The sequence below is a fragment of the Mycobacterium sp. SP-6446 genome, from assembly GCF_001954045.1.
Taxonomy (GTDB): Bacteria; Actinomycetota; Actinomycetes; order Mycobacteriales; family Mycobacteriaceae; genus Mycobacterium.
The window spans coordinates 57,380-70,550 of the sequence record NZ_MBEM01000211.1; the positions used below are offsets into that span (position 1 = coordinate 57,380).

Annotated in this window: 5 protein-coding genes; 2 read left to right on the forward strand and 3 right to left on the reverse strand. The window is 63.4% G+C overall.

Annotated features, from left to right (window positions below; all coding sequences use genetic code 11):
- Positions 1-6: 6 nt before the first annotated feature.
- Both A5736_RS19075 and A5736_RS19080 read right to left on the reverse strand, forming a co-directional pair.
- On the reverse strand, positions 7-7,545 hold the full coding sequence (locus A5736_RS19075) for a type I polyketide synthase (protein ID WP_076247985.1): 7,539 nt from the start codon (positions 7,543-7,545) through the stop codon (positions 7-9).
- Positions 7,542-8,525: a prenyltransferase/squalene oxidase repeat-containing protein gene (locus A5736_RS19080; RefSeq protein ID WP_076247986.1), complete on the reverse strand. Its 984-nt coding sequence runs from the start codon at positions 8,523-8,525 to the stop codon at positions 7,542-7,544. The genes A5736_RS19075 and A5736_RS19080 overlap by 4 nt, the downstream gene beginning before the upstream one ends.
- 328 nt (positions 8,526-8,853) lie before the next feature.
- On the opposite strand from A5736_RS19080, the gene A5736_RS19085 reads away from it, so the two are divergent.
- On the forward strand, positions 8,854-10,503 hold the full coding sequence (locus tag A5736_RS19085) for a class I adenylate-forming enzyme family protein (protein WP_139333423.1): 1,650 nt from the start codon (positions 8,854-8,856) through the stop codon (positions 10,501-10,503).
- Between the two features lie 50 nt (positions 10,504-10,553).
- Positions 10,554-11,780 (forward strand): cytochrome P450, encoded by a 1,227-nt coding sequence (locus A5736_RS19090; RefSeq protein ID WP_175611333.1) that lies wholly within the window; start codon positions 10,554-10,556, stop codon positions 11,778-11,780.
- Between the two features lie 100 nt (positions 11,781-11,880).
- On the opposite strand, the gene A5736_RS27275 is transcribed toward A5736_RS19090, so the two are convergent.
- A complete protein-coding gene (locus A5736_RS27275; protein WP_076247990.1) occupies positions 11,881-13,041 on the reverse strand; it encodes a PPE family protein in 1,161 nt (386 codons plus the stop codon).
- Positions 13,042-13,171 lie beyond the last annotated feature (130 nt).

Genomic DNA, 13,171 nt, shown 5'->3' on the forward strand with positions numbered 1-13,171 from the left:
TGACTGCTATTGATCCAACTGGGCCAGCACCTGAGCGGACAGCTGCAGGGCGCTCGGCCCCTTCATCAGCTCCATGATCGTGACCTTGGTCCCGAACTCTCTTTCCAGCCAAGAGCCGATCTCGACAGCAAGCAGCGAATCCAGGTAGTCCATCAATGGCATGTGCGGGTCCAGCGCATCGAGTGGAATGCCGAGCACGGCCGCCAGCCGAGACTTGAGCGCGGAGGTCACCAACTCGCCGCGGGCCTCGGCGGGCTGAATGCGCAATTGTTGGCGCAGCGAGCTTCCCGAGTCGACGACTTCACCGCCCTCGCCCGGCGCCGACAGGTGCTCGTACCGCGGGGTGGTCTGTGGCTTCAGGCCGTAGTGGCGGAAGAACTGCGGCCAGTCCATCGGCAGCACGCCGACCTGGGGCAGCCCCGAACGCAAGAGGGTCATCATCGCGTCGAACGCCTCGGCTGAACTAAAGGTACGCATCCCGGTCGTCGCCACTATCCGACCGACGTCGTCATGCCGGGCCACATATCCGACGTCGGACACCGCACCCCAGTTAACCGTCAGCACAGGTAGGCTCTGGGCCGCCCTGGCCTGGGCAAGATGATCGAGGAAGGCGTTGGCTATCGCGTAGTTCGCCTGGCCTCGGTTGCCGACCATCGACGTGGCCGAGGAGAAGAGCACGAACGCCTCCAGCGGCAAGTGCGCGGTCAGCTCATGAAGGTGCCACGCACCAAAGGCCTTGGGCGCCAAGACTTTGGTCATGCGCGTTCGGTCCAGATCGGTCAGCAGCGCATCGTCGAGAACCATCGCACAATGCAATACACCACGCAGCGGCGGCAATTCGCGCTCAATGCTATCGAGCAGCGCGGCCACACTGTCACGCGAGCTGATGTCGGCGGCCACGACCTCGACGCGCGCCCCGCGCAGCCGAAGTTCGGCCACCTTGGCGCCGGCGCCCTCATCGGACGCACCGGAACGTCCGACCAGCACAAGGTGCCGCACTCCCCCGTCGGCTAGGTGCTCGGCCATCGCCAGACCGACGCCGCCGAGGCCACCGGTGATCAACCAGGTGCCCGTCATGGACGGCGGTTCGGGGGCATTTACCAGTGGGAATTCACGCTCGGCAATCGCGAGCACGAGTTTGCCGACGTGCCGAGCGGCGGCCATGTGTCGGAAGGCCGACTCAGCCTCAGCAGGGTGAAAGACGCGATAAGGCAGCGGATGCAATTCGCCAGCCGCGAAGCGGGCCATCAACATCGTCAACTCGGTGTGTACCTCAGCTGGGCGGTCGATCAGGAGCTGACGCAAGTCGAAGCTGTAGTAAGCGAGATTACGTAGAAAGGGACGCAGCCCCAACCGGCGGTCGCCCAGCAGATCGCGCTTACCCAGTTCGACAAATCGGCCGTACGGCGCAAGGCAGGCGATGCTGCGTGACATCGACTCACCAGCGATCGAGTTCAGCACTACGTCCACCCCCGCGCCGCAGGTGGCAACACGAATCTCGTCAGCGAAATCGATTGCACGCGAGTCGAACACATGCTTCACGCCGAGGGCGCGAAGCAGTTCTCGTTTTGCCGGACTGCCCGCAGTCGCGAACACCTCAGCCCCTAGCAGACGAGCGATTTGGACCGCCGCCATACCGGTACCGCCCGCGGCAGCGTGAATCAGAACCCGTTCACCGGCGCAAAGCCGAGCGAGCTTGTTCAAGGCGTACCACGCCGTGAGAAACACGATTGGCAAGGCGCAGGCGGCCTCGAAACTCAGGTTCGCAGGCTTGGCGACCACCCCTGTCGCGGGCAACGTGATGTGGCTTGCCGCCGCTCCCTGCGTGGCGTTGACTGCTACCACCGCGTCTCCGACGTTGATGTGAGAGACGCCGGTGCCGACCCGAGTGACGACGCCCGCGCACTCGGCCCCGAACCGGTAGCCCACGGCAGATTCGTGGGGTGGCACTTGCCCGAGGGCGATCATGACGTCCAGGAAATTGAGTCCGGTTGCCACGACCTCGATTTCCACTTGCCCCGCATCAGGAGGGCGGCGTTTCTCGGCGTAGTAGCGCAACTCGTCCAGTGATCCGGCGACTGAGGCACCGAGTGCGAAGCCGGCGTCGGGCGGCAGGTCGGTCGCGGGAATGGTCACGGGAGTGTGGGGTGCCGGCCCCAGCCTGCGCACAAATCGCGCGCCGCCGCGCAGCGCGATTTCGCACTCGTTGTCGGGGCTTCGCAGTTCTGCCCACACCGCGTCCAACTCCCCCGGCGTGGGCGTCGGGTCGAGATCGATGGTGGCGTAACGTAACTGGGGTAGCTCGAGTCGCGCAACCACACCGATTCCCCACGCGGACGAACCGGACAACTCCACCTCGTCGTTGCGCAAAGCATGGGCACCACGAGTTAGCACGTACACCCGCGGCCAGCGCTGCGAATCGGTGCGGCAAATCGTTTTCAGCACATCGAGAAGCTGCACCGCGGAGTCCGTGATCGCATCAGCCAGCGATAGCCCGCTTGCGTTGCGCAGGTCAATGATGCCGGTCGGCTGCAACGTGCGAAAGTCGTCTTCGGCGAGGCTGTCGACAAGGACTGCTCGGCCACCGTGCTGGTCGATTCGCGTGGCCAGATCCTTGCCAAGTCGATCGGTGCCGGTCAGGATCATCCAGTTCCCCAATGGCTCCGGGCGATGTCCGCCATGCTCATCGGACACCGTTGCGGCGGCGACCGACACCAATGACTCGTCGGCCTCCACCGCAGTCCGGGGGGTCCGCGCCAGCAGCACAGTTTGCGAGCCCCCACCGGAATGGTCCGGGTCGCCGAACGCTGCGACTTCGTCGAATCCGACCGAGCGCAACAGCTCCTGCCACACCGGCACGGACAGCAGCGGGCCGTCGGGACGCAACCGCAGATCACGTGCGGCCCACCAGCCCGCCGTGAGCCCGAAGGTGAGGTCGAGCCAGGGCGTATCGGGAGCGGCCTCGAGCAGCAGCAGCGCGCCTCCGGGGGCGAGCACGTCGTGCAGCCGCAAGAGGCTGTTCTTTACGTCGGCGGTGGCGTGGACGACATCGGCGGCCACTACCAAGTCGAACGAACCCGGACCGAACTCCTCTGCCGGAAGTTCGTGTTCGAGGTCCAGCACACGATAGTCAACGAAGTCGTAGTCGCGGAAGCGTTCCCGCGCGGCCGCGATGAATGCCGCCGACACATCGGTGAATACGTACTCACACCGCTGCGACGGCAGCACCGGAAGCAGGCTTGCGGTCAGCCCGCCGGTGCCCGCGCCGACCTCCAATACCCGAAGTGTGCGCCGCGGATCGGCACCCTCGGTGAGCCGCCGAGCGATGCGACGGGCGAGCAGGTTGTAAAACCGGGCGATGGGCGAATTGTGGTAGATGGCTTCGATATCGCCCGGTGAGCCCGACGGAAACAGCAACTCCAGTGGATCCGCCGCACCGGTCAATACGTCGTGCAGGTTGCTGCCGGTCCGCTGCAGCAACAGCAGTTCCCAAGCACACTCGGGATACTTGGAAAAGGCTTCCGCCCAGACTCTTTCGACATCTTCTGCGACCGCCATCAGGGCGCCGCCGGCAGTTCGCTCAATCCGGAACCGACCCGCATGCTCGCTCAGCGAACCGTCCTCGACCAGCAGTCGCAATATGCCGCGAAAGGCGCGATGATACTTGGGTAGCAAGCCGGGAAGGTCGGCCACTGTGAACTCGGTGTCCGGTCCCAGCTGATTGAGGCAGGCGGCCGCGTATGCGGCGCAGAGCCGGCGCACGTCATCCTGGTAGGTGGTCGCATAGACATGCCGATCGAGTCGCTCGGCGATGGTGCGACCGGCCTGCTCAAGCTCGTCTGCGAAATCGGCGGGCTCGAAGGTGAATGCGCTGCATTGCGGTTGGACGATTTGTCCGGATGGTTGCCACGTGAGGTGATAGAAGTGGTTTTCGATGCGGTCCGTGGCGGCCGGCCGCCGAACCGCCTTGCCGGTCAATGGAGTGAAATCGGCGATCAACTGCCGGTTCTCGTCCAGCAGATAGATGTCAACCACCAGGGCATCGTCATGCTTGCGGAGCCGAGTGTAAGCCCAAGCGGGCAGGCCAGTATCCCGGTAAAGCCGAACCCGCTCGATTCCGGTCGGCAGATAGCTGGCGGGCAGTAGGTCGTCGGGACGATCGGTCGTTGGGTGCAGAATCGCGCTCTGGAAGCAGGCGTCTAGCACTGCGGGATGAAAGAGGTATCCAGACAAGCGGTTACGAAGGATTCGAGGTGGCCGGATACGGGCCAGGGCCTCTCCGGTGCCGACATACAGGCGGTCTACTCCGCAGAACGCAGGGCCGTAGACATACCCGTGGTCGGCCAGTTGGCCATAGATGTCGACGGCCTTATGGGTGTTGGTGCAGCGAGACAGGATGGCTTCCACATCGAAGCATTCGCTGGGTTGCGTCGTGGCAGGGTGGTATCTGCCGCGGGCGTTGCGCAGCCAGCTGTCACCGCGAACCGCGCGCTGATGGAATTCGAAAGTCCCTTGTTGGGGGTCAAGTTCGAGTCTGCTCAGTTGCGGTTCGTCGGACAGTACACATGCACGCTCGAAGTCGACGAACTCTAATGCACAAGGGCCTCCGGTCAATTCCCGGGCGGCATACAGCGCGGCCTCCACATAGCAGGCGCCGGGCACGATCACCGATCCGAACACATCGTGGTCGCGCACCCAAGACAGTCGGTGATCGTCCCAATTGATCTCCCACGTCGGCCGCGCGCCGTCCACCCGTTTGAGCATCGGATGTTCCTGCGCGACAGTGCGATACCGGCGAGAGATGGTGCTCTCATTCCAGAACGACTGGCGGTTCCAGACTATGGTGGGCAAATCGAGTACCGGTGCACCCGCCGGGTAGCGCTGCCGCCAGTCTATCGGGCAGCCGCTGTTGTAAAGCCGGGCGAATCCGTCAAGGAAGGTCGTCCAGTCGTCCTTCTTCCTCATCAGCGACGACACCACGACTGCGTCGGTGGTGATTTCGTTGAGAGAGTTGACCAGCACAGGATGTGGGCTCAGCTCAACGAAGGTGTCGTAGCCGTCGGCAAGCAACGACTTAACCGCCTGCTCGAACAACACAGGATTGCGGAAGTTGTGCCACCAGTAGTCGGTACCCAGCTCCCTCCCATCAATGCGAGCGCCGGTGGCCGTCGAGTACATCGGGACGGTGGTGTCACCGCCAACGATGCCGGCGAGCGCGTCCAGGAGCTCGTCACGCAACGGCTCCATGTCGGGGCTGTGGCAGGCGCAATTCACGTTCAGCAACCTGTTGAACGCACCGCGCTCATCGAGTTCCTTTGCCAAAGCCTGCAATGCCGGCCTGCGGCCAGACACAGTGCACGCGCGCGGACTATTGACCGCTGATACCCACAGTTGGTCCGGCTCGGCGACACAGTATTCGCGGGCCTGGGCGGCGGGGAGCGCGATGAACATCATTCCACCGGAGGCATCGGCCTTTTGCTGGATACGCGCTCGGTGGCAAATCACCCTGAGCGCATCGGAGAGGCTCAGCGCACCGGAAACATGGGCTGCGGCAATCTCCCCCATGCTGTGCCCTAGCACCGCGTCAGGTCGCACGCCCCAGGATTGCCACAATTCGACGAGAGCGACCTGCAACGCAAACATGGTTGGCTGCAGGTATTGGGTCTCCCCGATCCGGGACGAAGCTTCGTCCGCCATCAGCGCCTCGTAGATCGACCAGTCGAGAAACTGCCTGGCGACCTTGTCGCATTCCAGAATCTTCGCGCGATACACCGCTGACGTTTCCAGCAATGTCCGCCCCATCGCATACCACTGTGGCCCCTGCCCGTTGAATAGAAAAGCAACCTTTCGGGTGCCGGAGCGCGGGGCGTGTCCTCTAACCACTTCTGCCGCTTGGAGTTTCGCCGCTGCCTCGGCTGCGTCCGACGCCACCACAACGAGCCGGTGCTCGTGGTGGCTGCGCCGTAGCGATAGCGCGGCGCCCAGGGTCTCCAAGTCGTACGCGTCCGCCCGAAGGAGGTCGGCGTATTTTTCAGCCAAGCTGTCGAGGGCTTGCTCGCTACGCGCACTGAACGTCAAAACTGCCGGCTGTGATGATCGGGTTGGCTCGGGTCCGCTGGCGGCTGGGCGTTCCGGGGTTTCGTCGACGGCGTCATCGATGCAACCGATTTGCGATCCTGTTGCTACAGCAAGGAACTCGGCGTAGTCGACGGTGCTGCCAGGCAGCACATGTTTGGCCGGCTCGGGCTCGGTGATCACGACGTTCGCATTGGTGCCGCCGAATCCGAACGAATTGACGCTGGCGACGGCGTAGGCGTACTCGTCCGGCCAGGGCTGTGAGGCCGTTGCGACAGCGATGGGCAAGCCGGCGAAGTCGATGTCGGAGTTCGGGTTTCGGAAGTGCAGGCTCGGCGGAATCCGCCGATGGTATACACACATTGCCGCCTTGATCAGACCGGCGATGCCTGCACCCGCCTCCAAATGCCCGATGTTCGTCTTGACCGAACCCAACAGCGCCTTGCGTCCCGCTCGTCGACCGGCGGCCAGCACGCGCCCTAGGGCGTTGGCTTCGATCGGGTCGCCCACCGGCGTTCCGGTGCCGTGCGCTTCGACGTAGCCCACGTCGGCGGGCGCGATCCCGGCGGCGGCCAGGGCAACCCTGAAGTTCGCCTCCTGCGCCTCCCCATTGGGCACGGTGATGCCCTGGGTGCGTCCGTCCTGGTTGACCGCGGATCCCCGGATCAGCGCATACACGCGATCACCATCCAGGCGTGCTTGGGTCAGGGTTTTGAGCACCACCATTCCGGCACCCTCACCACGCACGTATCCGTTGGCCGACGAATCGAACGCTCGCGACCGACCATCCGGTGACAGCATGGCAGCCTGGCTCAGTGCGATGCCGAATTGCGGCGTCAGCATCAAGTTGACTCCGCCGGCCAGGGCCAGTTCGCTTTCCCCCCGTCGCAGACTCTGCATCGCCATGTGCACGGCGACCAGAGACGAAGAGCAGGCGGTGTCGATGGTCATGCTGGGACCGCGCAGGTCGAACATGTAGGACAGACGATTGGAAATAATGCTCATGAAAGTGCCCGTGGCCGAATGCGGTCCGAGCCCCTCCAATTCGGCCGGTGCCGATTGCAGATTCCCGTAGTCCTGGCTGCAGGCGCCCACAAAGACGCTGGCGCGGCTGCCCGCTAGATCACCCGGCACGATTCCCGCGTCTTCGAGCGACTCCCAGCAGACTTCGAGCAGCACCCGTTGTTGCGGGTCCATCTGCTCGGCGATGCGGCCGGATATGCCAAAGAACGCTGCATCGAAAGTATCGACCTCAGTAAGGAACCCGCCGCTGCGAGCACTCATCCGCCCGCGTCGTTGCGCTTTGGGCGAGTAATAGCGTTCGACGTCCCATCGGTCCGCCGGGATCGGGCCGATCGCGTCAACTCCCTCTTCGAGGGCCCGCCACAGCGCGTGGTGGTCGGCAATGCCCCCGGGCAGTCTGCAGCCGATACCGATGATCGCAACGGGTTCGTCGGCACACTCTTTCACGTCGTCTCCAACTGTTTAAACGCTGCCAATACTTGCGCGGTCGTGAAAGTATCCTGCGGGGCATGGAATTCCCGATATCCATCGGTTTCGGGATACGGATAGTCCCCGCCGAACCAGGAACCGTCGTGCCTGCGGCGGTCCAGCAGCCAGTCGATCCCACGACATACTGGGGGTTCGTTGGCCGACATCCCCGCATGAGCGAGGGTAGCCAGAGCAAGTGCTGTGTGTAATTCGGGTGCGGCGGGGGTACCTGCGCCCTCGGCCCGGCTGAACCAACTTCCATCGGGCCGCTGCTGACACAGCACGAAATCGCGGGCCGCCGCCACTGCGGGATAGCTTGCGTAACTTGCCAATGCCGCCACCGAGGGCCGCATCAGGTAGTAATAGGAGGCGTAGTAATACCAATTTATGCCGAAATGTCCATCACTGTGCTGCCTTCCGGCCAGGTAGGCGAGTGCTTCGTCAAGATACTTCGGCTCGATATCCAGGCCATCGAGCGCCAGAAGAGCGAACCCGGTCACTGACGGTTCCAACTGGAATGCCTTCGGAATATGACTGTGCATTTCGTCCCAGGCTCCATCCGCCCGCTGCCTATCGCGCAGAAAACTTGCCTTGGCACACGCCTCGTCCGTGCGGCCGAGCAAGGTCAGGGCAGCGACGTATTCGCTGCTGGTCTCGGTGCAATACTTGTCCGGTGCGATTTCCGCCCCGCCCCAGCTCAGCATTCCTGTGGGTTTCTCACGCGCGGCGAGGAATTCGAGTGTTGCCTCGATGACATCGGTTAGGTTCGCGTGAATGTCGTTCTGCCACAGTGCGATAGCCTTGAGCGCGTTGACCGAGTCCCACTCTCGGAACATTGCCGACGTCGGATCGTCCGCAATCGACCCATCCTGCTGCTGGCAGCGTCGGAAATACTCGAATGCGTCTGCGACGACCCGATCGAGCGACGTACCGTGACGTTCGAAAACGGATGACAGCATGGCCAGTCCCCCACTTCAGACCACCCGACACCTATTGGACGAGGCATAAACCTCACAAAGGCACAGCCCGAGCGTCGATTAATAGGTAGGCGCTACACATCGGTAGACGATGGGATCCCGTAGGTATGGGGGTGCCAACCCTGCGACCAGATGGCAGGCTTGATCGGCGTCAGGGGACTTTGCAAGGGCCTGAACACTTTTCGTGCCGGAGCTTCTGCTGCGTGCTCCGATCACTCGTCCGCGCCGAGCTCTAGCTCGTGGTGGTGGACGGTGTTAATGTTTCGTTCGGCGAGCGTAGCCAGGAAGCATCGTTGTAGGTGTGGGGGCAGTGGTGGAAAACGACAACAGCGCTGCCGGATGTCAGTGGATCGACGTCACTACCCTCGCCGACTTACTGGACAGGCGGGCAAACGAACACCCGGATCGCGACGCGCTCGTTTTTCCGGACGCGACGCTGACCTACGCCGGCTTGGCAGCGCGTGCAGATGCGGTCGCCAGAGGACTACTGGCGCTGGAGGTCACGGCGGGCGACACCATCGGCATCCTGCTGCCAAATTGCCCCGACACCATTGGGGTGATGTTCGGTGCAATGAAGGTAGGCGCGCTGCCCGTGCCGCTGAGCACCAGATTCAAGGATTACGAGCTCACCGAGGTGATCGCACACTCCCGGATGCGACTGCTGTTCAGCGAGCCATCTAGGTCCCACACCCTGACCGCGATCGCAACCGAGGTGCCCACGCTCGAACAGATCGTGCTGCTCGGCATCAGTGAGCCGTCTCCAGACTTCCTGTGCGAGGAGGACTTTCTCGCTGCGGCGCAAGGAGTCACGCCGCGATCCGTCCGCTGTCGCCAAGTTTTGGTCCGAGTGCGGGACACCGCGATGGTTATCTACACGTCGGGCACTTCCGCCAGCCCGAAAGGGGCGATGATCAGTCACGAGGCATTCAGCCGGTTTGCAGCGGGCACGGTGGACGCCCGACTATTCCTCACTGGGCTGGACCGAGTGTGGAACGCGCTGCCGCTGTTCCATATTGGTGGCATTGCGTTCGTAATAGCCTGCATCTATGCGGGCTGCTGTTGTTGCCATGTTGGCTTCTTCCGCCCCGATGCCGCTCTTGACCACTTGGAAGCTCAGCGCTGCACCGTCGCGCTGCCTGGTTTCGAGACAATCTGGCTACCGGTGCTGAACCAACCCGATTTCGGCAACAGAGACCTGTCATCGCTTCGGCTGGTCATGGCGGTCGGCGCGCCGGAACACTTGCGCCACATGGCAAGTAGGCTTCCCGATGCCATTCAGGTGTCCTGTTTCGGCATGACCGAAGCCACCGGCTTCCTGGCATTGAATTGCCAGACGGACACGCTGGAACGACGCACAACCACTGGTGGGCATCCACTGCCAGGCATGGAGTGCCGCGTGGTGGACCCGCGCACGGGGCGTGATGTCCCATCTGGCACGGAAGGCGAGCTGTTGTTTCGCGGTTCCAATTGCTTCGACGGGTACCTCCACGATCCGGAACTCACCGCCCGTTCTTTCGACGACGAAGGTTGGTTCCACACCGGCGATGTGGCTGTCATGGACGCCGAAGGCCGAGTCACCTACGTCAGCAGACTCAAGGACATGCTCAAAGTCGGCGGCGAAAACGTCTCGGCAGCCGAGGTGGAGAATTTCCTCCTGCGCCACCCCGCAGTGCACGTCGCTCAAGTTGTCGCCGCCCCGGACGCGTACTACGTGGAAGTGCCGGCGGCCTACATCGAATTGAAACCCGGAACGACAGCAACCGAGTCGGAGATCATCGACTTCTGTCTCGGCAATATTGCGACCTATCGGGTACCTCGCTACGTTCGATTCGTCCACGAATGGCCGATGTCGGCGACCAAGATCAAGAAATTCGTGCTGCGCGAACGCATCCGCAATGAGCTACTCGATCGAGGGATCACGCACGCGCCGAAACTTCGCTCGGCGCAGGAGATTCGATGATGCTCAAGTTTAGCGAGTTACACACCATTAGCCGAATCTATCGTGGCCGAGTGCGTCTCGGTATCTCGGCCGCACTGGGTGATCCCGTCGCCCAGGTGCTGGCCATGCCGCGCGGCGGCGACGGCTACCCGCGGTACGAGAAGATACGCGCCCGAGGTGACCTGGTTCGCGGCCGAAGTGGGCTCTGCATGACCGCTTCCCACGCGGTGTGCAAGGACGTACTGCGCAGTGAACGGTTCCTCGCCGCACCCACGTCGGCTGTTCACTTGAATCTGACCCCATTGCCGTGGCAACGGAGCGGCATGCTGGTACATCCGCTCGACGACTCGTTGGCCTCTGAGAACCCGCCTGATCACACCCGGCTCCGCAAGATCGTGGCGCCGTGGTTCAGTCCCCACCTCATGCGCGCCCGGCGCGCGTTCATCGAGGAAGTCATCGACCGACAGCTAGACCAACTGGATCGAGGCGAATCGGTCGATTTGATCGATGAGTTCGCCATCCAGGTCCCCAGCAGAGTCATCTGCGAGCTGCTAGGCCTATCCCCGAAAGACCACAGCCTATTCGCGCGTTGGGGTATCGAATTCGGCGCGACGGTCGATGGCGCGCGTGGGCTAAGTGACCGCCGCAGGACCCGTCTCCTGCTTGCCGAACTTACCGATTACTTCGCCTCCATCATCGCCGAGCGCGCAAGGCATCCGAGCGACGATTTGATCGGCAGGCTGGCAACTGCCGTGGACGACGGCGGGTTGACCGAGGTGGGCCTGCTGGCGACATGCCAGGCGCTACTGATCGGTGGCTTCGTCACCACCTCCAACATCATCGGAAATGCAGTCATAGCGCTGTCGGATAACCCAGAGCAGCGCGACGCTTTCGCGGCAAACCTCGATTCAGCGAATCAAGTGGTCGAAGAGGTGTTGCGGCTCCTGGCCCCGGCGCAATACAGCGTGCGGGTGGCCGGAGAGACAACGGTGCTGGCAGGCCGAGAGCTATCCCGCGGCACCCCTGTCGTCACCTTGCTGGCAGCGGCCAACCGAGACCCCGCGGTGTTCTCGGAACCGAACAAGTTCGACATCGGCAGACCCAACGCCCGGGAGCACTTATCTTTCGCCACTGGTGTGCATTATTGCCTCGGCGCGGCCCTGGCTCGACTGGAGGGTGAGATCGCGCTACGGGCGCTGTACGAGCGATTTCCCCGACTCAGAGTGACCGGCGCAGCTGACTACTGCCCGTCGCGTGTCATTCGCGGCCCCCGACACTTGCCGGTGCGGTGCCGTTGACTCTGGTGATTGCCCTACCTGGCGGAAATATTGGCCAGCCGACTGTTTTTGATCTGTCCCGCGTGACGAACCACCGACCGCCCGGAAGCCCGGCCCCTTCCTATATGACTGTTGACCAAGGGGGCAACATGGGAGGGCGCTCGAGGAACCGTGCGTCGGGCACGACTCCGGTCGCGGCCCTCCCGGCCGTGCCCGTCAAGGGCAACCCACCCAGTAACCCTCCTGGCCCACTCCCAGAAACTTCCGGAACAGCGCCGAGACTGGTACCCGCCGGGGCTGCAGCGGGGCTTACCGCACCGGTCGTCGTGGCCCAGGTCTGGGGCACCGACAACGCCCCGATTGAGGCCGCCCGGCCCAAGCCCGCCGAGCCCGCCGAGCCCGCCGACCAGAGCGTGCCCGTCCCCGAACCGAGTCCCGCGACAGCTAATCCAGGCGACGCGAGTCCTTGGCTGACGGCACTCGCAGCCGGCATCAACGCCTTTGCAGCCTGTAGCACCGAGCCCGTTGTTAACGCAACGCCAGCTGTCGCCGTGATAGCGGGAGTCATGGAGCTCAACGATGAACTCAATGACGACAACGCCGAGGTCGACGATCCTGACGAGCCGGGCGAAGCGAGCCGCTGAAGCGCCATAGGCACGGTGGAAGTTAGTAGTGACAACGTCGCTTGCGTGTGCGTCGAGGCCGAGGTTCCGGTTGCCTGGGCGACGGCCGCGCCCTGCGCAGCTACGCCAACCGGGTTGGTGGTGGGTTGCGGCGGGGCGTACGGCGTCAGCGTCGCCGCGACGGATGATGAGCCAGCATATCCATACATCGCCGCGGCATCCTGGGCCCACATTTCGCCATACTGCGCTTCGGTTGCCGCGATCGCGGGGGTGTTCTGTCCCAGAATGTTCGTGGCGATCAAGAAGATCAGCAGGCTGCGGTTGCCCGCGATCAGCGGCGGGGGCACCGTTTCGGCAAACGCCGACTCATATGCGGCCGCCGCCGCCCGGGCCTGATCGGACGTTTGCGCGGCCAGAGCCGCGGTGATGTTCATCCAGGCAATATAGGAGGCGGACGCGGCCGCCATTGATGCCGACGCCGGGCCTAGCCATGGTCCGGCAGTCACCCCCGAGATCACCGACCGGTAATCGTTGGCAGCCGAATACAGTTCGGCGGCCAGCCCATCCCAGGCAGCCGCGGCGGCCAGCATCGATCCTGATCCGGGACCGGAATACATTCTGGCGGAGTTGATCTCCGGTGGCAGCGCGCCAAAGTCCACTGCTCCAGCCCCGTTTGCTTACGGAGTCGAGGCCACGACGCCGTGGGCATTGTCGCTCATAGCGGCCGCCTGACCGTGCGGGTCCGTTTTTGCTTCGGTTCGCACAACGTTTCCGGGTTCCGATTCTTGA

Coding starts and splice junctions, on each gene's coding strand:
- A5736_RS19080 (WP_076247986.1), bottom strand. CDS start 8,525: ATGCTGTCATCCGTTTTCGAACGTCACGGTACGTCGCTCGATCGGGTC.